The organism is Thermostichus sp. MS-CIW-37, from assembly GCF_054060065.1.
Window position 1 is genome coordinate 11295 of record NZ_JBSSCV010000026.1, and the last position, 25991, is coordinate 37285.

The 25991-nt window shown below is 59.1% G+C and carries 18 protein-coding genes and 1 CRISPR repeat array (1 of these 19 only partly in view); of the genes, 13 read left to right on the forward strand and 5 right to left on the reverse strand.

Annotation, left to right across the window (positions count from 1 at the left end; genetic code table 11):
* Positions 1-481: a CRISPR direct-repeat array (repeat unit 36 nt; unit sequence GTTCCCCCTTCGGGGGGATCCCTAGAAATTGGAAAC) (it extends 1051 nt beyond the left edge of the window).
* A gap of 70 nt (positions 482-551) precedes the next feature.
* The 5 genes from cfa to ACVWYZ_RS11320 all read left to right on the forward strand — a co-directional run bounded on the left by cfa (position 552) and on the right by ACVWYZ_RS11320 (position 5003).
* Positions 552-1691 (forward strand): cyclopropane fatty acyl phospholipid synthase, encoded by a 1140-nt coding sequence (gene cfa, locus ACVWYZ_RS11300; protein WP_457467113.1) that lies wholly within the window; start codon positions 552-554, stop codon positions 1689-1691.
* Between the two features lie 97 nt (positions 1692-1788).
* The gene (locus ACVWYZ_RS11305) at positions 1789-2232 is read left to right on the forward strand and encodes a SufE family protein (RefSeq protein WP_414329195.1); all 444 of its coding nucleotides are present in this window, start codon (positions 1789-1791) and stop codon (positions 2230-2232) included.
* A 13-nt stretch (positions 2233-2245) separates the two neighbouring features.
* Positions 2246-3367, forward strand: a complete 1122-nt coding sequence (locus tag ACVWYZ_RS11310) for a metal ABC transporter solute-binding protein, Zn/Mn family (RefSeq protein ID WP_457467114.1) — start codon at positions 2246-2248, stop codon at positions 3365-3367.
* A complete protein-coding gene (locus tag ACVWYZ_RS11315) occupies positions 3364-4155 on the forward strand; it encodes a metal ABC transporter ATP-binding protein (RefSeq protein ID WP_457467115.1) in 792 nt (263 codons plus the stop codon). Before ACVWYZ_RS11310 ends, ACVWYZ_RS11315 begins: the two co-directional genes overlap by 4 nt.
* 11 nt (positions 4156-4166) lie before the next feature.
* Positions 4167-5003 carry a metal ABC transporter permease gene (locus ACVWYZ_RS11320; protein WP_457467116.1) on the forward strand — a complete coding sequence of 279 codons (837 nt, stop codon included), beginning with the start codon at positions 4167-4169 and terminating at the stop codon, positions 5001-5003.
* On the opposite strand, the gene ACVWYZ_RS11325 is transcribed toward ACVWYZ_RS11320, so the two are convergent.
* A complete protein-coding gene (locus tag ACVWYZ_RS11325) occupies positions 5000-5767 on the reverse strand; it encodes a hypothetical protein (protein ID WP_457467117.1) in 768 nt (255 codons plus the stop codon). The genes ACVWYZ_RS11320 and ACVWYZ_RS11325 overlap by 4 nt on opposite strands.
* Positions 5768-5938: 171 nt before the next feature.
* Between ACVWYZ_RS11325 and ACVWYZ_RS11330 the strand changes: the two genes are divergently transcribed.
* The 4 genes from ACVWYZ_RS11330 (at position 5939) to ACVWYZ_RS11345 (ending at position 11846) form a co-directional block, all read left to right on the forward strand.
* A complete protein-coding gene (locus ACVWYZ_RS11330; RefSeq protein WP_457467131.1) occupies positions 5939-7738 on the forward strand; it encodes an ABC transporter ATP-binding protein in 1800 nt (599 codons plus the stop codon).
* Positions 7739-7941: 203 nt separating this feature from the next.
* Positions 7942-8694: a response regulator transcription factor gene (locus ACVWYZ_RS11335; RefSeq protein ID WP_414408603.1), complete on the forward strand. Its 753-nt coding sequence runs from the start codon at positions 7942-7944 to the stop codon at positions 8692-8694.
* 84 nt (positions 8695-8778) lie between these two features.
* Entirely contained in the window at positions 8779-10911 is a 2133-nt protein-coding gene (gene argZ, locus ACVWYZ_RS11340; protein ID WP_457467118.1) for a bifunctional arginine dihydrolase/ornithine cyclodeaminase, read from the forward strand.
* 68 nt (positions 10912-10979) lie between these two features.
* Positions 10980-11846: an SAM hydrolase/SAM-dependent halogenase family protein gene (locus tag ACVWYZ_RS11345; protein WP_414351982.1), complete on the forward strand. Its 867-nt coding sequence runs from the start codon at positions 10980-10982 to the stop codon at positions 11844-11846.
* Here ACVWYZ_RS11345 and ACVWYZ_RS11350 read toward each other — a convergent pair.
* On the reverse strand, positions 11793-12245 hold the full coding sequence (locus tag ACVWYZ_RS11350) for an Hsp20/alpha crystallin family protein (protein WP_457467119.1): 453 nt from the start codon (positions 12243-12245) through the stop codon (positions 11793-11795). The genes ACVWYZ_RS11345 and ACVWYZ_RS11350 overlap by 54 nt on opposite strands.
* 287 nt (positions 12246-12532) lie before the next feature.
* Between ACVWYZ_RS11350 and ACVWYZ_RS11355 the strand changes: the two genes are divergently transcribed.
* Positions 12533-15436, forward strand: a complete 2904-nt coding sequence (locus ACVWYZ_RS11355) for a molybdopterin-dependent oxidoreductase (protein ID WP_414355383.1) — start codon at positions 12533-12535, stop codon at positions 15434-15436.
* Positions 15437-15638: 202 nt separating this feature from the next.
* Positions 15639-19751, forward strand: coding sequence for a hypothetical protein (locus tag ACVWYZ_RS11360; RefSeq protein WP_457467120.1), 4113 nt, complete (start codon positions 15639-15641; stop codon positions 19749-19751).
* Positions 19752-19784: 33 nt separating this feature from the next.
* On the opposite strand, the gene ACVWYZ_RS11365 is transcribed toward ACVWYZ_RS11360, so the two are convergent.
* The 3 genes from ACVWYZ_RS11365 to ffh are packed head-to-tail and all read right to left on the reverse strand — an operon-like array spanning position 19785 to position 22826.
* Complete coding sequence (locus ACVWYZ_RS11365) at positions 19785-20846, reverse strand: histidinol-phosphate transaminase (RefSeq protein WP_457467121.1); 1062 nt, start codon at positions 20844-20846, stop codon at positions 19785-19787.
* Positions 20847-20894: 48 nt separating this feature from the next.
* On the reverse strand, positions 20895-21353 hold the full coding sequence (locus tag ACVWYZ_RS11370; protein ID WP_414342486.1) for a tRNA (cytidine(34)-2'-O)-methyltransferase: 459 nt from the start codon (positions 21351-21353) through the stop codon (positions 20895-20897).
* Positions 21354-21362: 9 nt separating this feature from the next.
* Positions 21363-22826 carry a signal recognition particle protein gene (gene ffh / locus ACVWYZ_RS11375; RefSeq protein WP_457467122.1) on the reverse strand — a complete coding sequence of 488 codons (1464 nt, stop codon included), beginning with the start codon at positions 22824-22826 and terminating at the stop codon, positions 21363-21365.
* A gap of 166 nt (positions 22827-22992) precedes the next feature.
* On the opposite strand from ffh, the gene ACVWYZ_RS11380 reads away from it, so the two are divergent.
* Together ACVWYZ_RS11380 and ACVWYZ_RS11385 are read left to right on the forward strand one after the other, a co-directional pair.
* Positions 22993-24441 carry a carotenoid oxygenase family protein gene (locus ACVWYZ_RS11380; protein ID WP_457467123.1) on the forward strand — a complete coding sequence of 483 codons (1449 nt, stop codon included), beginning with the start codon at positions 22993-22995 and terminating at the stop codon, positions 24439-24441.
* Positions 24442-25252: 811 nt separating this feature from the next.
* A complete protein-coding gene (locus tag ACVWYZ_RS11385; RefSeq protein WP_457467124.1) occupies positions 25253-25981 on the forward strand; it encodes a hypothetical protein in 729 nt (242 codons plus the stop codon).
* Positions 25982-25991: the final 10 nt, after the last annotated feature.

A 25991-nucleotide genomic window follows, 5' to 3' on the forward strand; every position in this document is an offset into this window, starting at 1 on the left:
CCCCTTCGGGGGGATCCCTAGAAATTGGAAACAGCTTGTAGAAGAATATGTTGGCAAAGCTTTAGCTGGGAGGTTCCCCCTTCGGGGGGATCCCTAGAAATTGGAAACCTGGAACGTTTCCAGAGTACTTGGGTAGCTACCCCATTCCTCGTTCCCCCTTCGGGGGGATCCCTAGAAATTGGAAACAGTAGAACACCGTTGCAAAGTACCGGCATTGAATGCCAGTTCCCCCTTCGGGGGGATCCCTAGAAATTGGAAACGCTGGATCTTAGGAATAGACATGTTACCCTCCAAGGTGTTCCCCCTTCGGGGGGATCCCTAGAAATTGGAAACTAAATACTCTTCGAGGTTGGCGTAAACGAAAATGGAGTTCCCCCTTCGGGGGGATCCCTAGAAATTGGAAACCTTCTCAGTAATTGTCTTGGAGCCGGGGATTTGGTAGGCAGTTCCCCCTTCGGGGGGATCCCTAGAAATTGGAAACTTGTTGGATCCCTTGCCACCTTGGGGTGTATTTGTTGAGTCAGTTTCCCTGTGGTGAGGGATTCCTGAGGATGGGGAAAGGACTCAACAGCTTGCGCTGGCTGGCGCGTCAGTATGCGCTTCGAGTTCTGGATGCTGCCGGTATAACCCTCAATGGCTCACAGCCCTGGGATATTCAAGTTCACGACGAGCGGCTCTACCTGCGCTGCCTGCTCTATGGATCCCTGGGCTTTGGCGAGGCCTACATGGAGGGCTGGTGGGATTGCGAGGCCATTGATGAGTTAGTTTGTCGTCTCCTGACCACCCAGGCGCCGCAGCGGGTGGGTTGGCTAATTCAGCCCCTACTTGGGCTGGACAGTCGCCTCATCAACCGCCAGCGGGGCAAGGGGGCATTCGTCATTGGCCAGCGCCACTACGACATTGGCAACGATCTCTATGAGGCCATGCTGGATCGCCGCATGATCTATAGCTGTGCCTATTGGGATGGGGGTGCGCAAACTCTGGATGAAGCCCAGGAGGCCAAACTTGACCTCATTGCCCGCAAGCTGGAACTCCAACCCGGCATGCGGGTGCTCGACATCGGCTGTGGCTGGGGAGGCACAGCGCAGTACCTGGCCGAACGCTATGGAGTGCAGGTTGTGGGGATTACTGTTTCCAAAGAGCAAGCCAAACTGGCCAGCGAACGCTGCCGCGGCCTGCCGGTCGAGATTCGGTTAGAAGACTATCGCCAGACCCAGGGAAAGTTTGATCGCATCCTTTCTGTCGGCATGTTTGAACATGTTGGCTACCGAAACTACCGAACGTTTATGCAGGTAGCCCGACGCTTGTTAACCGACGATGGTTTGTTTCTCCTGCACACCATCGGCAGCAACGTGGCCTACCAGGGGCGGGATCCCTGGATTGAGCGCTACATTTTCCCCAACTCGATGCTGCCCTCGCCTCATCTGATTACTGCAGCCTTTGAGGGCTTATTTGTGCTGGAAGACTGGCACAATTTTGGGATCAATTACGTGGCCACCTTAAAAGCCTGGCACGCCAATTTCGAGCAGGCATGGCCAAAATTAGCCGACCGCTACGATGAGCGCTTTCGCCGCATGTGGCGGCTCTATCTCCTGATGAGTGCCGGTAGCTTCAAGGCCCGGGCCAGCCAACTTTGGCAACTGGTCCTCTCACCACGGGGAGTAAGTGGCGGCTATCGCTCGCTTCGGTAACGACAGTCCCAAAAGTTTGCAGGTGCCCCTGCGCCCTCGCTGAGTGGGGGTGTTATGATGAGTTTGATTATCATTCTCACTCTAGACAAGCTGAGGGATGCCCGCAGCTCTGCAGCAAATTGTCAATCGCTTCCAGAAGGCCAAGACCTCGCGGCAAAAGTATGAGCTTCTCCTAGCCTATGCCAAGCGCCTGCCACCCTTTCCCGAAGCGGAGAGGAAGGAGGAGAACCTAGTCAGAGGTTGCGCTTCGCGGGTGTGGCTGGCCACCGAGTTTAGGGAGGGCAAGGTCTACATCCAAGGGGATGCCGATGCTCAGTTGGTCAAGGGTTTGGTGGCCATTGTGGTGGAGGGGCTAAGTGGCCTAGCGCCGGAAGAGATTTTGGGGGTTTCCCCAGAGTTTGTGCGGGAGATGGGCCTCAATTTCAGCCTTAGCCCTTCCAGGAGCAACGGTCTGGTGAGCATGTTTTCGATGCTGCGGCAGAGGGCCTTGGCTTTTGGGAAGTCAGTTGCTTCCAGCTCTGCTGTCTCTGTTGTCTTGTGAGGTATTCAGGCTCATGACTGATCAAGCTAACTCTATCCGTTCGGCTCGACCGGTGCGATCGCTGGTCTCGCTGCTGGCCGCCCTCTCGGTCGGGATCCTGGGAAGCCTGCAGATGCGCCAAGAAGAGTCCCAAGCCCAGCAGGGATCCAGCCCCCCAAAGGTGGTGACCACGATTTTGCCGATAACGCAATTTACCCGTGCTGTGGCCGGGGATCGGGCAGAAGTCACGCCACTCCTTCCCCCTCAGATGGGGCCGCACGATTTTCAGGCTCGACCTGAGGAGGTTCGTTTGCTGGCTCAGGCGGATGTGTTGGTAATCAATGGGCTGGGAATGGAAACTTTCCTGGAGGGGTTGATCGCCAATGCCGCAAATCCCCAATTGCTGACCATCGACAGCAGCGAAGGGATCCCAACTTTGCGGGCTGAGGAGCCAGAGCATGGGCACTCCCACGGTCACGGCCATGGACACTCTCATGGACACAGTCACGGCCATTCTCACGGGCATGGCCATGGCCACTCTCATGGGCACAGCCACGGCGAGTTTAACCCCCACATTTGGCTGGATCCCAGGCGGGCCATTCAGCAGGTGGAAAACATCCGCGACGGCTTAATCGCTGCGGATCCGGCAGGGGCGGAGATCTACCGGGCCAATGCGGCTGCTTTTATCGAGAAGCTCAAGGCTTTGGATGAGGAGATTGCCGCTCGGCTAGCTCCCTTTGCCGGAAGAAGCTTTGTGGTCTTCCACGACTTTGCCCCCTATTTTGCCGAGCGCTACAACCTCAAAGCCGAGTTCTTGGTGGAGATCCCAGAGGCCAATCCTTCTCCAGAAGATGTGCGACGGGTGATGGAGACGGTGCGGGAGTCGGGCCTGAAGACCATCTTGGTTGAACCTCAGGTGGGAGACAACAACCCCTTCCAGATCTTGGCCAGGGATTTGGGGGTGGAAGTGCGGGTTTTCGATCCCATCGAGACTGCCGGCCCTGAGGGGATCGAGCCGGAATATTACCTGACCATCATGCGGCAGAACGTGGATAATCTGATCTCGGCCTTTGAGAAGGAGACGGCCTTTGTGCCGCTGGAGCTGCCCTGGCTTGGGCAAGGTTCGCTGGAACAACTACTGGCGAGGGGGCGGTGACCGGCGAGGTTGTCCTTCGCGTGGAGGGGCTGACGGTCTATCGGGGATCCCGCTTGGCAGTACAGAATGTGTCATTTGAGCTGAGGGCGGGATCCCATACGGCGGTTGTTGGCCCCAATGGAGCCGGCAAAAGTACCTTGGTACAGGCCATCTTGGGGATCCTGCCGCGGCAGTGCGGCTCGGTTTGGATTCTGGGAGAGCCGGTGCGCCTGTCCGGCTATTTGCCCCCGTCAGTGCGGCAGCAGGTGGCTTACGTGCCCCAGCGTTTTCAGTTCAATCCTGGGCTTCCCATGGTGGTGGAGGAGTTTGTGGCTTTGGGTTGGGGGGCGTTGCAACCCCGCTGGCCCTGGCAGCAGCGCTCTGCTCGGCGGCAGGCGGTGAAAGAGGCGTTGGAACGGGTCGGCGCATCCCACCTGTCCTCTAAGGCTTTGGGCCAGCTCAGCGGCGGGGAGCTGAAACGGGTGCTGTTGGCCTATTGCTTGGCTTGGCCGCGGCGGTTGCTTATCCTCGACGAGGCACCGGCAGGCTTAGATACGCTCAGCGAGGGGGAGTTTTACCGGCTCCTGGAAGAGCTGCGCCAATCCCTGGGCTGGGCTATTTTGCAGATCTCCCATGATTTGGAGATGGTGTCCCGCCATTGCGACCGCGTGCTGTGCCTCAACCAATCCCTCATCTGCCAGGGATCCCCCCAGGTGGCTTTGGCACCAGAAGTGTTGAGCCGCGTTTATGGGCCTGTTCGCGACAGCGGTGCGGAGCACTATTTTGCCCGCTACATCCACCGTCACTGAGAGACAAAGAGATGTCGGAAGGCTGGGCGCAGGTGGTGGAGCTGTTGCAGTTGCCCTTTATGCAGCGGGCCATGCTGGGCGGGATCCTCACCGGCATGACGGGCGGGCTGCTGGGCAGCTTTGTCATCTTGCGGCAACTGTCGTTCTTTAGCGATGCCCTGGGGCATTCGGCTCTGCTGGGGATTGTTTTGGGAGTGCTGCTGGGGCTGAATCCCACCGTGGTGCTGATGGTGTTTGGGATGGGGTTTGCTTTGGGCGTCACCTTTGTCCTGGAGCGCACCCAACTGTCGGCGGATGCGGTGCTGAACATCATCTACTCTTCCTCTTTGGCGCTGGCCGTTATCACCCTCAGCTTGCTGCCCGGCTATCGGGGTAACCTCAACCAGTTGCTGTTCGGGGACATTTTGGGGATCAGCCCAGCGGCCCTGTGGACGAGCGGGATCCTCTTGCTCATCGGCTTGGCCTATGTGGGATTGACTTTGCCCGCCCAGATGTTGCTTACCTTGGATGAGCCGCTGGCGCGGGCACGAGGGGTTCAGGTGGGCTGGCAGCGGCTGGCCTTTGTGGTGTTGCTGGCTTTGGTGGTGGCCCTGGCGATTCGCTCGGTGGGGGTGTTGCTGGTGAGCGCTTTTGTGGTCATCCCGGCCTCGACGGCAAGGCTTTTGGGATCCCGCTTTACAACCTATGTGCTGCTGGCCATAGGTATTGGGGGACTGAGCGCGGTGCTGGGGATGATCGCCTCGGCAACCTTCAACCTGCCCTCCGGCCCCAGCATTGTCGCCACCCAGTTGCTGTTCTTCCTGCTGGCCATGGGATGGCGGGGAGCGCAAAAGATCCTGAGAACTTAGAACAGCTTGCGTTCGCTTTCGGGAAAGACTTGCCCGATCAAAGTGGGCTGCTCGTAGACGCGCTTGAGGGTGTTGAGATCCCGCTTGGTAATGTTGGGCACCCGCAACACCCGCCGATTGCCGGTAGCCGCCGCATGGTGTCCGCCATACATCAGATCCCGCAGGTTCGGGCTATGGCCCCACAGCCCCAACCCATGCCCGATCTCGTGCCGGGCCACCGCCGTCACCTCGGCCAACCCCTGTCCCTCTGTGATGATGATGCGCACCCGCTGTTGTAAAGAGCCATCCGAGGCGAAGAAAAACTCAGGCCGGGCCGCCCCTGCCACCCCGCCGCCGATGGGGGGAACGCGGTAAATGCTCATCCCGTAGAAAGCCTCCTCCTCTTTGGCCACCACCCGCATCGGGATGTAGGCAGACCAATCCTTGACCGCCTGCTCCACAAAGGTTTTCCATTGGGCGTGATCCCCCTGGATGTAGACCGGGATCGGGTAGAAAGCCCACTGGGCATAGGCTCCACCTGGCAAAAGCGGCTCGATTTCCTCAAAGTAGTCTCCCACCGCCTTGTCGTAGGCGTAGCGATCCAGGCCGGGGGGAAGTTTGAGCCGCATCGGCTGCGGCAGTTCTCCGGCTGGAGGTTGAGCCTGGGCTTGCAGGGCTTCAATGCCAAAAAAGTGGGGAACCAGCAGGGATCCCCTGCCCCCCACTGCCAGGACGAGGAGCATCGTCCAGCCGAGGATGCAAAGCTGTAGAAGGCGTCGCCGCATCAAAGCCGCCCTTCCGCACTTGTTTCTCTACAAGGTTAGTGGCTCAGAAAGCAAGTGTCATTCACGTCAGCGGTGCGGAGCACTTTGGGGGCCAAGACGGGGACGGTGGTCTATAATCCTGCCAATCCTCCCATTGCGTTCGCGCCAGCGGTGCGGAGCGCTTTCGTCGCCATGATCGAGGCTGTTCCTGCTGCCGATTCTGCCTTGCTGACCGTACAAGGGCTGCGAGTTTTCTTGCCCAGCCGCACAGTTGGCGTCAGCAGGAGGGAGCCTTCGGGATCCCCGGTGGTGGATGGGCTGTCTTTCCAGATCGGGATCGGCCAGACCTTGGGCCTGGTGGGGGAGTCGGGATCCGGCAAAACCATGACCGCCCTGACGCTGATTGATCTGCTGCCCAGCTCGGCTCGGGTGGAGGGCAAAATCCTCTTCAAGGGCCCTGACGGAACGGTGGACTGGCTGCAGTTGGATCCCCGACAACGGCGGCGCTATCGCGGATCCCAAATTGCCATGATCTTCCAGGAGCCGAGCACCGCCCTCAACCCCCTCTACACTTGTGGCCAGCAGTTGCAGGAAACCCTGAGGGCCAACACCTCTCTAACGCCGGCGGAGATCCGCGCCCAGGCCATTCGCCTGTTCGAGGAGGTGCAGCTTTCTCCCCAGATGCTGGAGCGCTATCCCCATCAGCTCTCCGGCGGCCAAATCCAGCGGGCGGCCATTGCCTGTGCCATCGCCTCCAACCCCAAACTGTTGATTGCCGATGAGCCGACCACCGCTCTGGATGTCACGGTGCAAGCGGAAATCCTGCGCCTGCTCCGGGATCTGCAGCAGCACCGGCAGATGGCCATCCTCTTCATCACCCACGATCTCAACTTGGTGGCCGAATTGGCGGATCAGGTGGTGGTGATGCGCCGGGGCCAAGCCGTCGAACAAGGCTCGGTGGAGCAGATCTTTCGGGATCCCCAGCACCCCTACACCCGCGGTCTGTTGGCCTGTCGCCCGGTGTTGGAGCGGCGGTTGCGGCGGTTGCCCACCGTCCAGGATTTTCTGGAAAAAGGGGGATCCCTGGAGGAGCAGTGGCAGCAAGTGGAGATCCCAGCCGCCGAAGAGGAAGAACGGCTGCGCCGGCTGTACAGTCAGCCCCCCCTGTTGCAGGTGCGGGATCTGCGAACCCACTACGCCGTCCGTCGAGGGCCATTTGGCCGCCAGGTGGGCGAGATCCGGGCCGTGGATGGGATCACCTTTGACCTCTACCCCGGAGAGACCTTGGGGCTGGTGGGAGAGTCCGGCTGCGGCAAAACCACCCTGGGGCGAACCCTGTTGCGCCTGGTCCGTGCCAGCTCTGGCCAGGTGATCTACGACGGCGAGGAGCTGCTCCGCTTGCCGCCCCAACGCTTACGTCGTCTCCGCCGCGAGATTCAGCTCATCTTTCAGGATCCGGCGGCCTCGTTGGATCCGCGCATGAGTGTGGGAGCCAGCGTCATGGAGCCGATGGCCCTGCACGGGATTGGGAGCAACGCTGCCGAGCGGCGAGCACGGGCCCAGCGTCTGTTTGAACGGGTAGGGCTGGATCCGGAAGCGCTGGATCGCCTGCCCCACCAGTTTTCAGGAGGACAACGGCAGCGGATCTGTATTGCCCGCGCCCTGGCCTCGGAGCCGCGCCTGATTGTCTGCGATGAGGCGGTGTCTTCTCTGGATGTCTCTGTGCAGGCCCAGGTGCTGAACTTGCTCAAGGATCTGCAGGAGGAACTGGGGCTGACCTACCTATTCATCTCCCACGACCTGAGCGTGGTCAAGTTCATGAGCGACCGCATGATGGTCATGAACCGAGGCCGCATCGAAGAGATTGGCCCTGCTTCCCAGATCTACCGGCAGCCGCAGCAAGACTACACCCGCCGCCTCATCGCCGCGTTCGCGCCAGCGGTGCCGAACCACTTTCCCCAAGGGAGATCCGTTCGCGATAGCGGGCCGTAGGCCTTAAAAACGCACCCATTTGTCCCAAACGGGTTGAACAGTTTCCCATGCCTCCGGTTCTGGGCTGGACGACCCTGCGGGTTAGCTGCGCGGCAAGATTTGCAATGAGGCTAGAATTAAGTAAACTTCGAGTCGTAAAGCTTCGACTCTTTGTTAGCAGATTTAACAAAACGTTTTATCCGCAGTTTGGGCTGCAACTGGCTATGGCTCGCATACTCATCATTGAGGACGACCCTTCGATTCTGGATATTCTGCGCATCAATCTGGAGTTGGCGGGCTACGAGGTCGTAAAGGCCACCGATGGGGTACGCGGACAAGCGTTGGCTCTGCAGGTTCTCCCCGATCTCATCATCCTCGACCTGATGCTGCCCCAGGTGGATGGCCTAACCGTATGTCAGCGCTTGCGGCGGGAGGAGCGCACCAGTGAGATCCCGATTTTGATGCTCACCGCCCTGGGCCAAACTCAGGATAAGATCGAGGGTTTCAATGCCGGTGCCGACGACTACCTGACCAAGCCTTTTGAAGTGCAGGAGCTGCTGGTGCGGGTGCGGGCTCTGTTGCGGCGCTCAGACCGGATCCCACAGGCGGCCAAACACGGCGAGATCCTCACCTATGGCCCCCTCACGCTGGTGCCGGAACGCTTCGAGGCGCTGTGGTTCGGCAAAACCATCAAGCTCACCCACCTGGAGTTTGACCTGCTCCACTGCCTGATGCAGCGACACGGGCAGACTGTTTCTCCAAGCGAAATCCTGCAGGAGGTGTGGGGCTACGAGCCCGACGACGACATCGAGACCATCCGCGTCCACATCCGCCACCTGCGCACCAAGCTGGAGCCGGATCCGCGCCACCCCCAGTATATCAAGACCATCTACGGGGCGGGCTACTGTCTGGAATTGCCCAACATCGCCGATCCCGTCCCACCGCAGCCAGAGCTGGCGAAAGATTCCCACAAATAATGATTCTTTCATGATTCTCGAGGATGCCGCTCACATAGCTGCTAATCTAGGGGGTGCCCTGCTGCAGATTGCGCTCTGAGATCTATGTCTGGTGCCATTCGGTATTTGATGTGCCCACCCGATTACTACGAGGTGGACTATGTGATCAACCCCTGGATGGTGGGGAATGTCCACCGCTCTTCCCGAGAACGGGCGTTGCAGCAGTGGCAGGCTCTCTATTCGCATCTCTCGCAACGGGCGGAGGTGAAGCTGATCCAGCCGGTGCCGGGATGGCCGGATATGGTGTTTACGGCAAATGCCGGGCTCATTCTGGGATCCACGGTGGTGCTGAGCCGCTTCTATCATCCGGAGCGGCAGGGGGAACAGCCCCATTTCAAGGCTTGGTTTGAGGAACAGGGCTACACCGTCTATGAGCTGCCGCCGGCCCTGGCTTTTGAGGGGGCAGGAGATGCTCTGTTGGATCGGGCAGGGCGCTGGCTGTGGGCGGGCTACGGCTTTCGCTCCATGCTGGAGTCTCACCCCTACTTGGCCAAGTGGCTGGGGATCGAGGTGTTGTCTTTGCGGCTGGTGGACGAGCGGTTCTACCACCTGGACACCTGCTTCTGCCCCCTCTCCGAAGGCTATTTGCTCTATTACCCGCCGGCTTTTGATGCTTATTCCAACCGCCTGATCGAGATGCGGGTGCCCCCTGAAAAGCGGATCCCGGTTCAGGAGGCGGATGCCATTCACTTTGCCTGCAATGCCGTGGATGTGAACGGCACGATCTTGGTGAATCGGGTCAGCCCAGAGCTGGAAGCCGCCCTACAGGAGCGGGGATTTGCGGTGGTGCAGACGGAGCTGACGGAGTTCCTGAAAGCCGGTGGGGCGGCCAAGTGCTTGACATTGCGCCTCGACGAGACGGTGGCTCCCCAAACCGATCCAGTGGCCACGGTGCTCAGCCGGACGGTGACCCTCCAGGGACACTTGGTGGACAGCGACCTGCTCACCAGGGCCGTCGATTGCATTGTGGACAATGGCGGCAGCTTCCAGATCCTCAAGTTTCAGCTTGGGGAAAAACGGCAGAGCACTTCCACGGTGGAACTGGCCGTTTCCGCTCCCACCGAAGAGACCCTGGATACCATTCTCAGCGCCTTGATCGAGCAGGGGGCCCGTCTCTCGGAGGAAACCCAGCAAGATGCCCGTCTGGAGCGGGTAGAGAAAGCAGGGGTAGCGCCCGACGATTTTTATGTCACCACCATCTATCCCACGCAGGTGCGGGTGGCCGGCCAGTGGATCCCGGTGCAGCGGCAGCGCATGGATGGGGTGATCGTGGTCAAGGGATCCGATTGCAATGGCAAGACGGAGTTTTCAGCCTATTGCACCCTGATTCGAGATTTGCAGGTGGGGGATGCCGTGGTGTGTGGGGTGGAAGGGATCCGCACCGTGCGCCAGGCCAGCAAAGAGCGCTCTTCCCAGGAGTTTACCTTTATGGGATCGGGGGTCTCCAGCGAGCGGCGGGTGGAGATCCTGGTGGAGCAGATTGCCTGGGAGCTGCGGCAAATCAAGGAGCGGGGCGGCAAAACGGTGGTGGTGGCAGGGCCGGTGGTCATCCACACGGGCGGTGGATCCCACTTGGCCACCCTCATCCGCGAAGGCTATGTGCAGGCGCTGCTGGGGGGCAATGCCATTGCCGTTCACGATTTGGAGCAGAATCTCTACGGCACCTCGCTGGGGGTGGATCTGTCGCGGGGCACGCCGGTCAAGGGCGGCCACAAGCATCACCTCAAAACCATCAACCTCATCCGCAAGTACGGCAGCATCCGGGCCGCAGTGGAAGCGGGCGTGATTACCGGTGGGGTGTTCTACGAGTGCATTCGCGCTCAGGTGCCCTTCTCCCTGGCGGGATCCATCCGTGACGATGGGCCGCTGCCGGATACGGAGATGGATTTGATCAAGGCCCAGCAGGATTACGCACGGCTGCTACAGGGGGCCGACATGGTGTTGATGCTCTCCAGCATGTTGCACTCCATTGGAGCCGGGAACATGACGCCTGCCGGGGTCAAGCTGATCTGCGTGGACATCAACCCGGCGGTGGTGACCAAGCTGGCCGATCGGGGATCCCTGGAGTCGGTGGGGATTGTGACCGATGTGGGCCTGTTCTTGAGTTTGTTGGTGCAGCAGTTGGCGCGTTTGGGGCAGGTGTATGAGCGCCCGCAACCTGCTCTTGCTGCCCGCTAGCCACCCCATCCATAAGCGCTGTTATCTTTTGGGATCCTTAAACTGGGATCCTCAAGCCTCAAAAGGGTATGCCTTTTATTAGCCTGTTGACGGATTTTGGCCTGCAGGATCCCTATGTGGGCATTATGAAAGGGGTGATTCATACCCTTTCCCCACAGGCTCAACTCATCGACCTCAGCCATGGGATCCCGCCTCAGGATGTGGCGGCGGCTCGCTTTGCCCTGATGACGGCCTACCCCTATCTGCCGTCGGGCACCATTCACCTGGCCGTTGTGGATCCAGGGGTGGGGAGTAGCCGCCGGGCGGTAGCCATCCAAACCGAGACGGGCTTTTTGGTTGGCCCTGACAATGGCCTGTTCAGCGGCGTTTTGGCCCAAACTCCGGCGCTGGCTGCTGTGGAACTCAACCGGCCCCGCTATTGGCGCACCCCCTCTCCCAGCCGCACCTTTCATGGGCGGGATATTTTTGCCCCGGTTGCCGCTCATCTGGCCAACGGGATCCCTTTGGCGGAGCTGGGGGATCCCCTAGACGTAGCAGAACTAACCCGCTGGGAGTGGCCGCCACCCCAGATGGAGACCAACGGCTGTCGCGGCCTGGTCCAGGCCATCGACCACTTCGGCAACGGCATCACCAACCTGCCCGGACAGTGGGTGGAAGGTCGAAGCTGGAGCGCCTGGATCAAAGGGATCCCCGTCCGCTCCGTGGCCACCTTTGCTGAGGGAGAAGTTGGGGAAGTGCTGGCCCTGGTGGGCAGCTCCGGCTGGGTGGAGATCGTGCAAAACCGAGGCAATGCCAGCCGGGCGCTGGATTTTAAGGTGGGAGATGAGGTGCGCGTGCAGTGGATCCTCACCCCCAGCCCCTCTCCCGAAAAGAGGGGGATCCTAGGCAGGTTGGCTTTCCACCGTCACGGCTTCCGTCGGAGTAGTGGGGTTTGAGGCGCCCACTTGGACTTTGATCACCCGCGCTGCGTCGGCTTTGGGCAGAGTGAGGGTGAGGATGCCGTCGCGATAGGTGGCCGAGACTTTCTCCGGCTGGATGCGGCGGGCCAGCTTGAGGATGCGTTGAAAAGGTTGGGGCTCCACTTCTTGGTAGCGCAATTCAGCACCTTCAGGGCCGTGAACCTGGATCTCGCCGCTGATGGAGAGCTGTTGAGCCGTGGCCTCGATGTGGAAGCTTTCCCGATTGGCACCGGGCACCCACAACTGGACGGTGTAGGCTTCGCCGCTCTCCCAAACCTGCAGAGGAGTGGGCAGGAAGGAGCGAGAGCGTCCCCGGTTGGGCTCCGCTTGCAGAGCTTGTACCTCGAAAAGCGGGCTGAAGTAAAGAGTTGCCATAGTGTCTCCTAGGGTAAATAGGCTAAGTCATCAATGGAGTTGAGGGAAGCGAAGAGATCTCGGCAAAGAAGGCTTGGCCTGCACTTGGGATTTGAATTCACAAAATCCTGCTCTGATCATCCAAGAAAGCCATCCCAGCGAGGGAGGGCAAACCGATCTGCGATAGGCAGGATCCCCTCACCTCATGGGGAAGAGGGATGAAAACAAACAGGGCAATCCAATGGTTCACTCGAAACATTTTGCTCAAAACAGAATGGGGTAGATGTGAGTGAAAAAAGAAGACCGTTATGGATCCCACTCCCATTCCCATCCGATTTCAGGTGAACGGCCAACCCTATGGGCAGGTGGTTCCGCCGGGGATCACTCTGCTGAGCTTGTTGCGGGAGCTGGGCTGGGTGGGGGTACGCCGTGCCTGCGACTCGGGGGATTGCGGGGCTTGCACGGTGCTGTTGGAGGGGGATCCCGTCCACAGTTGCCTGTACCCGGCGGCGCGCTTGCAGGGCCAAGCCATCACCACCATCGAGGGGTTGGCCAGAGGCGGGGAATGGGATCCGATGCAGGCCCGCTTTTTAGAGGGACAGGGGTTCCAGTGTGGCTTTTGCACGCCGGGGATGATCTTGAGTGCTCGTCAGCTCTGTGGGGAAGGGATCCCATCCGCTCGCGTAAGCGGGACGGAGTCCTTGGCGGAGCTGCGGGATCACCTGCGGGGCAACCTTTGCCGCTGTACAGGCTATCAAGCCATCTTGGACAGCATTCAAGGGATCCCGGCCTCGTTCGCGTTAGCGGTGGGGAGCACTTTCCCTGAATCAGAGCTGGAGAGTGTGGGGCGCAATGTTCCCAAGCAAGATGGCCCACAGATCGTCTCCGGCCAGCCTGCCTACACGGGCGATTTTGCTCCTGCTGGGCTACTTCATTTGCGGCTGCTGCGCTCCCCTTATGCCCATGCCCGAATCCGCCGTATCGACACCAGCCAAGCCCAGGCCCTGCCGGGTGTGGTGGCCGTACTGACCTATCGGGATGTGCCGCGTCGGGCTTACAGCACTGCCGGCCATGCGGAGCCGGTGCCGGATCCTCTGGATCGCTTTGTGCTGGATGAGAAGGTGCGCTTTGTGGGGGATGGAGTGGCGGCGGTGGTGGCCGAGTCAGTGGCCATTGCCGAGCGGGCCTGCCAGCTCATCCAAGTGGAGTATGAGGTTTTGCCCCACGTGCTGGATCCCCTGGAGGCCATGCAGCCGGGATCCCCGGTCATCCACGACGAGCCAGAAGCCCGGCAAATTGACGTTCGCAGCGGCGGTGCGGAGCGCTTGGCCAGCCGCAACCTGGCAGGATACGTGTGCCTGCAAAGTGGGGATCCGGCCCAGGGCTTTGCCGAAGCGGATCTGATTCTGGAGAACACCTACCATCTCCCTGCCGTACAGCACGCCCATCTGGAGCCCCACGTCAGCACCAGTTGGCTGGAAGCCGTTGTTAATGGGACGGAGTCCTTTGACCGCCTGGTGGTGCGCTCCAGCACCCAAGTGCCCTTCCATTGCCAGCGAGTTTTGGCGGAGATCACGGGGATCCCTCGCGAGCGCATTCGGGTGATCAAGGGCAAAATCGGGGGTGGCTTCGGCAACAAGCAAGAAATCCTCACGGAACCCCTCTGTGCCCTGGCGACGCTGAAGACGGGCCGACCTGTGCAGTGGGAGCTCACCCGCAGCGAGGAATTCACCGCCACCAACAGCCGTCACGCCATGCAGATTCGCGTCAAAACTGGCGTGAAAGCCGATGGATCCCTGATTGCCCAGGAGATCACCGCCTACGCCAATGCCGGCGCCTATGGCAACCACAGCCAGGCGGTGGTATTTCTGGCGGGCTACATACCCTTGGGGCTGTACCGCTGCCCCCACAAGCGGTTTGAAGGCTTTGCCGTCTACACCAACTCCATGCCAGGGGGAGCCTTCCGCGGCTACGGGGCCACCCAGGGAACCTTCGCTGTGGAATGCCAGATGGACGAAATTGCCCACAGGTTGGGGCTGGATCCTATCCAGTTGCGACTGAAAAACGTCATCCAGCCCGGGGATCCCCTCACGCTGGGGTACCGAGATCAGCAGAATGCTGATTTAGAGGATGCCCACTTCAACCTCATCGGCAGCTACGGCCTCAAGGACTGCTTTGAAAAGATTCAAACGGCCTTCAGCACCCCCCTTCCCCCACCCCAGGGATCCCGCCGCTACGGGCGTGGCATTGCCATCTCCATGCAGGGGAGCGGCCTTTCCAAGATCCACGTGGCAGGCGTCAAACTCAGCCTCTTGCCTTCTGGGCGCATTCTCATGCGCAGTGGGGCAGTGGATGTGGGCACTGGCTCCGATACCACCCTGCGCCAGATCGTTGCCCAAGTGCTGGGGATCCCCATAGACCAGATCGATCTCATCGCTGCCGATACCCAAGAAACCCCCTTCGACGCCGGATCCTACGCCTCAGCCACCTTGTACATTTCCGGCGAGGCCAGTCGACGGGCGGCCCTAGCCCTGCGGGACAAACTCATCCAGGCGGCTGCCCTGAGATTGCAGACGGATCCCGGCCAAGTTTGTTTTGCGCAGGGACGTTTTTCGGCTCCCCAGGGATCCCTGACTTTGCCGGAGCTGGCCCAAAGGGCTTCGGATCCCATCGAGGTGGAGCTGCACCATGCCGCCGACGAATCTTCCCTCTCCTTTGCCGTGGCGGGGGTGGAATTGGCAGTGGATATGGAAACCGGCCAGATTGAGCTGCTGAAAATCGCGCAAGCCATCGATCTGGGCACGGCCATCAACCCGCGCATCTGTTATGGGCAAGTCGCGGGGGGCACTGCCATGGGCATCGGCTACGCCCTCTCCGAAGAACTGATCCGAGATGAACAAGGCCAGATCCTCAACGCTGGCTTCCGCTACTACCGCATCCCCACCGCCAAGGAAGTTCCCCCCATCGAAGTTCACTTGGTGCAACAGGCGGATCCCTATGGACCCTTTGGCGCCAAAGGAGTGGGGGAAATCACCACCAACTGCATCGCTCCCGCCATTGCCAACGCCGTCTTTCAAGCCACCGGCCTTCGCTTGCGTCGGCTGCCCCTCACCCCAGAGCGGGTCTGGCAAGGGATCCAATCTGGCATTGGCGCACCTCAGTCTGTTCGCGCTAGCGGTGGGGAGCACCAACCCTGCTCGGAGTTGAATTGAGCTTACCGTTCGCGTAAGCGGGACGGAGTCCTTGCATTTCACAAAAGCTTGAATCGAGATGTTTTGTGAGTTTGCAAATGGCTACATAGGTAGTTGTGGGCTACGTGGGGATTATGAAAAAAATTAAGACTTTTGGCACAGCGGCAATTTTCGCCAGTAGCCCGGCACTAGGATGGCTTCCAGGTATACCCAGCGAGATCCCATGTATGTATATTGCCCGGAGGAATTTCTGGGAAGCAAAACCCAGTGCAACCTAGAAGCATTGATAGAACGGCTGGAAGAGGGGGGTCGCACCCTTTTGAGCCAGTTGTTTGACGTTCGTTACCCTTACTGGAAGCGTAATCTCCGCAACAACATTCGCTTGGTGGGGGAGCTGCGCTATGTAGGCGAGGTACCCGTTCTGGTTTTGTTTGGCCTCTGGCCGAGAGGCAGTCACGAATACCGGGAGTTCTTAGACCGACGGCGAGATCCGGATTATCAAGAACGGGTGCGGAGCTGGGTGCCCGATGACCGTTTGCAGGCGTGGCTGGCGCAGCGGCACGAACCAGGGGATCCGCCAAACCATCTCCCCCCTCTGCCCGACGAGCTGTATGAATGGACACAGTTCTTGAATGCTCCCAATCCGCAGGAGCGGCTGGTGTTGGAAAGTGGGGAATGGGTTCGGCAAGTACGGGCCCTTTCTCCAGAGCAGCGGCGCCAGGCTTACCAAGCAGTATCCCGCTTGGTATTGGTAGATGACATTGAAGGCAGGCTCTACCGGCAGCTCCCGCCGTTTTATCTGAAGGCAGAGGTCAAATGCTGGCAGGAGGGATCCCTGTATCTGGCCGTCAGCTTGGTACAAGCGTGCGAGCAGCCAGGGAGATTGTTTCCATTTCTCATCGGGGTTTACGACCACGCCCCAGAGCAAAAGGAACGGTTTGAGCTGGGATGCCAAACCTGCCTCTTTGGGATGAAAGCCAAGCAGCCAGACATTCTCCAGCACCCGCAACCTTTAGAGGTGTGGAAGCGGTACGCCCGTCGCGCCTACCCCGACTACATGGTGGCGGATGAGACCATTTGGTTGGAAATGCAGGAGATCACAGAGGGAAATTTGGCTTTGTCCATGGAGGAGGAAGAAATCCTGCAGAGTACATCCATGCCCCTACTGATCAACGGAAGGGCCGGGAGTGGCAAATCTCTGATGTTGTACTACCGCTTTGCCGACTATTGCAGCCACTACCTCAAAACTTCAAAACAGAGACCTCTTGAGTACCGCCCTCTCTTTTTGACCTACAGCCCAAGCTTGGTGCAGCAAGCTCGCAACAGGGTAAGTTCAATTTTGCGCATCAGCCACCGCTATCGGGAGGAGGGGTGCAGCTTCTCCACGGAGGAAATTCAGCAATGTCAAACTTTTTTTAGCACTTTTCAGGATTACCTGCTGAACTGCCTTCCTGCCGAGCGGCAAGAACGCTACCAACCGGATCGGTATGTCAATTTTTATCGATTTCAGAGCTGGTATTGTGGTCGCCGCGATGTAGAGCTGGCTTGGCACACCATTCGCACGCTGATCAAAGGCTATGAGGTCAGTGACTATTTGGATCCCGATAGCTACCGAGAATTGCCTGAGGCCGACCGCAGTGTGGATGAAGAAGCCTTCGAGCGGATTTACGAAGAGATTTGGCCGGGTTACCGGGATCGAACCACCCATGAGGGCTACTGGGATGACCAAGATTTGGCCAGAGATGTGCTGCAGAATGGCACTCTTAATCCTATTCATCCAGTCATTTTTTGCGATGAGGTTCAGGACTTTACCCAACTTGAGCTGAATATCATTTTTTGCTTATCTCCTTGGGGAAAATACAAGTTGGATTGGGCTATTGATCGCCTGCCCTATGCCTTTGCCGGGGATCCCTTGCAAACCATTAACCCAACGGGATTTCGTTGGGCTGCTCTGAAAAAATATCTCTACGAGCATATCCGCGCCTACTTGTTGCCGAGCCATCCCTTTGAGATTGCAGGCCCGCAGGAGCTGAGAAACAACTATCGCAGCAATCCACAAGTTACTCGTTTTAGCAATGTAGTCAACCTGTGGCGGCGAGTTCTCAGCAAGAGTCGAGAAATCTATCCCCAACAGCCCTGGCGTCCCCATGAGCAGGGCATGCCGGTTCAAAGGTTTGTGCTGGATGGTCAGGAAAGAAACTTAATCGAAGATGAGCTTAGAAAAATGCTTAGTGATCTCACAGGAACAGTCTGTATCTTACCCTGTCCTGTGGGAGAGGAGCTGAACTACGTGCGTCAGGATCCCGAACTCCAGAAGATCTTTGCCGAGGAATTGAAGCAGAATCTTAAACCACCGCTCCTGCAAACTGCTACGTCTGTTAAGGGAATGGAGTTCAAAAAAGTTATCCTCTACAAGTTTGGAAACGCCTATCGACAAAACTTTAACCGGCAGCTTAATTATTACGCCCGAGGAGCTGGGGAGGCGATATCCCTGCAACTCCATTATTTTCTCAACCAATTGTATGTCGGCATTACCCGCCCCATCGAGGCCCTGGCCATTGTGGACACCTCTGCCGGTTGGCGGGAGTTCTGGGATCCAAGCTTAGAATCCAACTCTTGGCTCGATCATCCTTCTCTGCAACCGGATCGGTCGGAATGGGAGACCGACCCACCGGTATTGGGTTACCCTGTCAAAGGCATCAATATCCAGTACTGGACCAATACAAGCTTGGAAGATCTGCAGGAGGCAGCTCTTGAACTTCTCAGGCGTGGCATCGAGGAGGGCAACCCTAAACTTCTGGAGGATGTTCAAACTCTGGCGCGGAAGGCAAAAAAACCACCTCTAGAACAGGAATGTCAGGCCTGGATCCTCAAGCTCCAGAAGAACTACGTTTCCGCAGGGCAAAAGTTCCTAAGCCTAGAGCAGTCTGCTTTGCCCAACAAAAATCTTAAACGAGAAGCCTGGGAGTGCTTTTGGAGAGGGAAGGCCTGGTTGGAGCTGCAGCGTAACGCCGCCTACTTTGCTGGATGTCCTGGGATCCCAGACTACAGCCCCTTGGTGGACTTGATGGTGGCGACCCAAAGAACCTCTGTCAAGTCTATGGAGCGCTTCCGACAGGTGGTGCGGGTGCGAGATTGGCTGAGCGTTGAAGTCAGCCCCAAAGATAGGGACTTCGTCCCGCTTACACGAACGGATTCCACCTGGAAAGAGTGTGTACAGCAATTTTTGGCAGAGCTTGAGCAAGTTCTCAACAACTTGGGAACTTTCTGCCCCCAGGAAGAGGCCCGCAGCCGGTTTTTGCAAGAGACCCTTGAGGCTTTGAAGGGACGTCTGGCCTTTCTCGGCCAGCGGCAGCCGTTCGCGAATCAGTACTACAAGATTTGGGGTATCTGTCACTTCTATCGGCAGGAATTTGAGCGGGCGGTAGAGGTTTGGGATCAGGGGGGCCAAACGGAGCATTCCCCCTACTACCGGGCCAAGATCCACCTGGAACCCCTTCCCGGCAAGGTGAGGTGGCTATCCAAAGACCGCCAAGACTCGGTGGTGCTGGACCGATGGCAAGAGGCAGGACGTCCCCTCACAGGCGAGTGGGCAGAGTACATCGGCGACGTCGTCACCAGTCTGGAGCGCTTGAAAGACTGGCCGCTGATGCTGCGAGTTCTGATCCAGTGCCGAGAGTGGGAGGAGCTCTGGAAAAAGGCGCAGGCCCATCCTCAGGCGTGGCAGCGGGGACATGACTACGAGCTGGTGGCTGCCATGGCCCGGGATATCCGGACCAACTGGGAAGACTTAAGGCGCAAATCCCCTGGGCTGCGAGATTTTCTGCAGGAAGTGGTTACCAGCACACAGATGGAGCGGGCCTGGTGGCTACAGCCCCTGGAGGTAGGCTTGGCTTGTGAGCGATTGGGCCACTACCGAGACACGCTCAGGTTTTACGAGCGCTTCACCGAAAGCAGAACCGGCAGGCTGACCAGGCAGCAACGCTCTCAAATTCGGCAGCGCTGGCTGGTGACCCACCAAAGGTATCAAGAGGTTCTCCAAGCGGAGGGGCGCCCAACAGATCGTTTGGCGGAGGAGTTTCGACAGGCTCAAGAGCGTTGGAGGGAGCAACTGCCCCAGGCAGAACCTGAGCTGGACGAACGGGATCCCTGGGCGCTTGACTTTGTGGAGCACCCCAGCCCTGTCCAAAGTTGGCTGCTGCAGCGGGCCCAAACCGACACCCAGAGCCGACTCAGAGCGGAAATCGCCCAGGCGCTGGAGCATCTGGACGAACGACACTTGCAGCAGGTGCACAGCTTGATCCAGCGCTTTTCGCGCGCCGACCCATCCACCTAGGCTGGCTCCAAAAGCAACTCGGAGCCGGGAGATCTACTGCAGGATTTGGCGCAGGCGCTCCAAGGCCCGTCGGTTCTCTTCAGGGGTGCCCACCGTCAGACGCAGCCCCCCACCCGTGTAGCGCACACCAGTCCCCAGCTCCTGCCAGGCCCGCTGCAGCTTTTGGGGATCCCAGCCGGCCACCCGGAAGTAGAGGAAGTTGGCTTGGCTGGGCCACACCCGCACCCCTGGCAGCTCCTGCAGAGCTTGATAAAGGGCTTCCCGCTCCTGACAAATTAGCGTCACGTCGGCCAAAAGCTCCTCGGCATGCTCCAAAGCCATCTGAACCGCCCACTGAGAAAGGGCCGTGAGGTTGTAGGGCAGGCGGATCCCATCCAACACTTGCATAAGCTGTGGATGACCCACAGCATAGCCCACCCGGTGGGCCGCCAGGCGAAAGGCTTTGGAGAAGGTGCGCAAGATTACCCAGTTGGGATGCTCTGCCAACTTGGGCAGGGCTGTGTGCCGGCTGAACTCAAAATAGGCCTCATCCAAAATCACCAGAATCTCTTCGGGCAGCCCTTCCACCCACTCCCACTCTGCAGCCGTCAGGCCGTTCCCCGTCGGCGAGTTGGGATCCACCAGGCACACCACCCGAATGGGATGCTCCCTCAAGGCCTGTTGACAGCGCTCCAGATCCAGAGCAAACGTCTCGGGATCGCGGGGAACTCGCACCACCGGGATCCCCAGGCTCTGGGCCAAGATGGCGTACATGGAGAAGGTGGGCTCTGCCACCAAAATACCGCCCCGCCCGCCCAAACAAGTGGCAATCAGCAGCGAGCGAATCAGCTCATCCGACCCATTGCCCAAGCTGATCTGCTCTGGCTCCGCTCCGGCATAGGCGGCGATGGCCTGCTTCAGGCCCCGGTGGTGGGCATCGGGATAGCGGTTGCTAGGGATCCCTTTCTCCCAGAGGAGGGAGAGCTTCTGCTTGAAGCCCACCGGCCAATCGAGGGGGAACTCATTGGCATCCAGCTTGTCGGCAGCCGGGGCTGGCACAGCGTCGTAGGGCTTGAGGTGAAGCAAATCGGGGCGCAGATACTGCAAGGCACACATCTTCCTGACGGGGCGAAACACCTATCATAACAGGGTCAACCCGACCCCCTATTCTTTGGTCAGGGATCCCTGCTGACGTAGCGCCTCAAAAAGGGCAATCGCTACGGCATTGCTGAGGTTCAGGCTGCGCACCGGCCCCCGCAGTGGGATGCGCACGCTGGGATAGGTTTCCAAAAACATGGGATCCAACCCCCGGCTTTCGCTACCGAACACCAACCAGTCTCCCGGCTGATAGGTTACTTCCGTATAAAGGGCTTTGCCGCGCACGCTAAAACACCAGAACCGGGCCTCAGGGTGGGCCTGCACCAGAGCAGACCAAGAGGGGTAGCGATACAGTTGGACGTGCTGCCAATAGTCCAGCCCCGCCCGCTTTAGGTAGCGATCCGAAAGGCGAAACCCCAGAGGATCCACCAGATGGAGAGGGGTATCGGTGGCTGCACAGGTGCGGGCGATATTCCCCGTGTTGGCCGGGATCTCTGGGGCAACCAAAACAACGTGGAAGGGCATAGTCCTATCCTACTTGCCCCCAAATCCGCGGTTGCCGCCCCCTTTTTTACCCCCACCTTTGCCCGGCTTGCGGCTGGGCTGTTGCCGAGAGGGAGAGGCCGTTGAACGTCCGCGCCAACTGGGATCCCCGCCGGGAAGAGAGGTACGCCCACCCCCCCAACCCATACCGGGAAAACCGCCACCCATGTCCATGTTGCGCATCATGTCGCGCATGCGTTGAAAATCACTGACCAGTCGGCTGACATCCTCCAGCTTGTGGCCAGATCCGCGGGCCACCCGTCGTTTGCGGCTGACGCTGCGGGCCAACAGATCCGGGTTGCGCCGCTCTTCGGGGGTCATGGAGTTGATCATGGCTTCGGCGCGGGCCAGTTGGTCTTGTCCCTTTTGCAGTTGTTCCTCGCTGATTTTGCCCATCCCTGGCATCAGTCTCAGCAGCCCTGCCAAGGATCCCATGCGTTTAATTAGGCGCATCTGCTTGAGGAAATCGGTGAAATCAAACTGGGCAGTCATCATCTTCTCCGCCATGCTGGCGGCATCTCCCAGGTCGATTTCCTCTTGAGCTTTTTCCACCAAGCTGAGGATATCCCCCATACCCAGAATGCGGGAGGCCATGCGATCCGGGTAGAAGGGATCCAGCGCTTCCACTTTTTCGCCGACGCCGATGAACTTGATGGGCTGACCGGACACTTGGCGAATGGAAAGGGCGGCCCCACCGCGGGTGTCCCCATCCAGCTTGGTGAGAATGGCCCCAGTGATGCCCAAGCGCTCGTGGAAGGCTCGGGTAAGGCTGGCTGCCTCTTGGCCGATCATGGCATCCACCACCAGCAGGATCTCGTGGGGCTGCACCGCCGCCTTGATCCGCTCCAGCTCCGCCATCATCTCCAGGTCAATCTGCAAACGACCGGCAGTGTCCAAAATCACGTAGTCGTAGCCCTGCTGCCGGGCCGCCTCCACCCCCTGCCGGGCAATCTCGACGGGATCTGCTTTGCCCAGGTCGAAAACGGGGATCTGAATTTGCTGGCCCAGCGTCTTGAGCTGGTCGATGGCCGCCGGGCGGTAGATGTCTCCGGCCACCATCAGGGACTTCTTGCCCTGCTTGCGCAAATACAGAGCCAACTTGGCGCAGGTGGTGGTTTTCCCGGATCCCTGCAAACCGGCCATGAGGACAATGGTGGGAGGCTGCTCCGCTTGGGCAATGGGCACGTTGGCTTCCCCCATCACTTTCACCAGCTCGTCGTGGACGATCTTGATGAACTGCTGATCCGGTGTCACCCCCAGGATGACCTCGGAGCCCAGGGCAGCTTCCCGCACATCCTCGATAAACTGCTTCACCACCTGCAAGTTGACATCCGCATCCAGCAGGGCTCGCCGCACCTCCCGCAGAGCTTCTTGAATGTTGGTTTCGGTGATCTTGTCCTGGCCGCGCAGCTTTCTCCAGGCCAATTCCAACTTCTCGGAGAGGGCATCAAACATGGGTACTGTGGATCCTGTCAGGCGCTTTGGGGGCATTTTCTACCATAGTCCAGTTGGCGGGACTCCATCTTGGGGATCCCCACCCAGGAGACCATCCCGGCCCAGAAAAACTGGCGACTTCACAAAAGTTTAAGCAACAATAGAGGGCGTTGCATGCAGATCTTCCATGGTCAGCGTCGCTTCCCTTCCCTACAGCACCACCGACTGGCAATTGGGCTATCGCTCCCTATCCCAGGAGTACGACTATTGGATTACGGAGATCGAAGGACGGATCCCGGCAGGGTTGCGGGGAACCCTGTTTCGCAACGGCCCGGGCAAGCTGGAGGCGGGATCCCAGCGCTACGGACACCCGTTCGATGGCGACGGCATGGTCTGCGCCATCACCTTTGTGGGGGGGAAAGTTCATTTTCGCAACCGGTTTGTGCGCACCCGCGAGTTTGAAGCAGAGGAAAAAGCCGGTCGGGTGCTTTACCGAGGGGTGTTTGGCACCCAAAAGCCGGGCGGCTGGTGGAGCAACTTTCTCGACTTGCGGTTTAAAAATCCCGCCAACACCAACGTCATCTACCAGGGAGATAAGCTGCTGGCCCTGTGGGAGGCCAGTGCCCCTTACCGGCTGAACCCGGCCACCTTGGCCACCGAGGGGATCGAAACGTTTGCAGGAGGGATCTCAGCCAACCAGCCTTTTACCGCCCATCCCCGGCGGGATCCCCACACGGGAGATCTCATCGCCTTTGGGGTGCGGGCTGCCCAGAACTCCACGTTGCTGTTTTATCGTCTGGACTCGCGCGGGCGCTTGGTGGAAAAGCGGGATTACCGCCTGCCCGGTTTTGCCTTCCTGCACGATTTTGTCTGGACACCCCGCTACCGCATCTTTTTCCAAAATCCCTTGGCTTTCAACCCCCTGCCGTTTGTGTTGGGCTGGCAACCGGCGGGCACCTGTCTGACCTTGAAACCGGGGGAGCCGACCCGCATCTGGCTCTTTCCCCAGGGCGATAAGCCGCTGCAACTGGAAGCGGAGCCGGGGTTTGTTTTCCATTTTGTCAACGGCTACGAAGTCGGGGATCGGGTTGTGGTGGATGCTGTCCTCTATGAGAACTACCCTGCCCTGGAGCCGGATGCCGATTACCTGCAGATTGACTTTGCCCAGATTCCGGCGGGCAAGCTGTGGCGGTTCTATCTGGATCCCAAGGGGGGCAGCGTGAAGCGGGAACTGCTGCTGGATCGCTCGGTGGAGTTTCCGGCCATCCACCCGGCTCGAATGGGGGGATCCCACCGCTACATCTACATCGGGGCCACCCATGCTCCTGGCCCCAATGCTCCTCTGCAAGCCATCCTCAAGCTGGATACCGCCACAGGCCGCACGCAGCAGTACAGCTTTGCCCCCCGCGGCTTTGTGGGAGAACCGGTGTTCATCCCCGATCCAGAAGGTCAGGGCGAAGAGGCAGGGTGGATCGTGACGGTGGTTTTTGATGCGGCCAGCCAGCGCTCTCAAGTGGTGATCCTAGAAGCAGCCGACCTGACAGCCGGCCCGGTTGCGCGGATCCCATTGCGGCACCACATTCCCTATGGCCTACACGGCAGTTTTACTCCCCAGGTGTGGGTAACGCCTGCCTAAACGGTGAACCCCAGGAATGGCTAATGGATCCCATCGGCTCGGGAAAGATCATGCGCCCCAGCCTTTGCGGGAGCCCTGGGGATCGGTCAGTCGGATCCCGGCTGTGCAGAAACACCTCCAGTCAGCGTTGCCGGAAAAAACTACAGGTACTCTATTCGTTTCAGCTTAGGGTGAGACGCCTGGGCTACTGAGAAAAGCCTTCTGGCTCTGCACCTTCAATGTTTTGGGTGTGAGTATAATGTCCTAGTTCGAATCGAAATGACCATAAAAAAGATGAAATGGTTCTGTCTGGGGGATAAACATTCTGCGGCCTGAGAACCATTCCCTTGGAACAGTTGCTAGTATTGGCTACACGTCGGCTACAGTGTTGACAACTGCTGGCTCCCCAGTTCCCGACGAGGGCACCTGCTGGGAGTTTGTCAATGGAAGCAGGATGGAAAGACGCTGTTGGGCGTTGTTAGGCTAGTGGATGGTGTGTTGAGCAGGTCTTGGGTCAAGAGCAAAGTTATGGCCTGTTTTTGCAACGGTAAATGTCTGCCGCCGAGCATTCTGAATTGACAGCAACGGAACCGTCACAATGTCCTCCGATCTGAGACCTCCCTTTCGACCGGTACGGCCCCCCAGACCCAGCTCAACGGGTGAGGCCAAGGGATCCCTGTCATCAGCGAAAGCTCAGGATCCTGCGGCAGCTCCTGGTGCTGTTCGCGACAGCGGGACGGAGTCCTTGCAGCCTGTTGTCAGTACCACTGCTAGCTTGGAAGAAAAGAAAGAGCGAGTCTGTTTGGAACCCATCCCCCCGCCTGGGGAGAAGATGCAATACCGAGCCATCGGCCTCATCGAAGGGCGATACATCCCCTCCCCAGAGCACTTTACCCGCGGGATTTTGCGCACCTCGGATGGCTTGGATCTGAATGCCGTATTGCTGGGCCGGGTGATGAGCCTGGTACGCAAGCATCTACGGCCGGAACGCAACTATCTGTGGGTGGTTTATCCTCGCACCCGCGACAAAACCGAAGATCTGCACGTGCAGTTGCTGGGGGTGTGGGCCCCAGAAGAAATGGGGCGAACTCTCCCCGAGGGATCCCGTCCAACAGTGGTGCCGGATTGGTTTTCCATCCGGGGCGAGGTCGTTTTTCAATCGCAGGAGAAAGGGTTCATCATTGTCAAGATCCGTCAATCGGGCAAAAAAGCTTCCGCCAACTCCCCCGCTCAGCGAGTCCAGAAGGATGGAGCCGCAGCCCCCAAGCCCCAAGCCTTCAAATTGCGCCTGATTGGATCCCTGCCGGGCAAAGGGGTAGGCAATTTCTGGGATCTGCAGGTGCGCCGCCGCGGATCCCTGCTCTATGTGGAGGCGGGCACTCCCATCGGCCCAGTACTCAAAACGCCGCCGCGCCCACGCCTGAAGCGTTCCCCCCCCCAACCCAAAGCCAGGAAGAGTTCCACCCCCTCGACACGTGGGGAAGCGTCTATTCAAGAGCCGTTTTATCCTCTGCGAGATCCCACAAAAGTACCCAAGCCGGTTAAGAGAAAACGCCCATAAACTGGGCTAG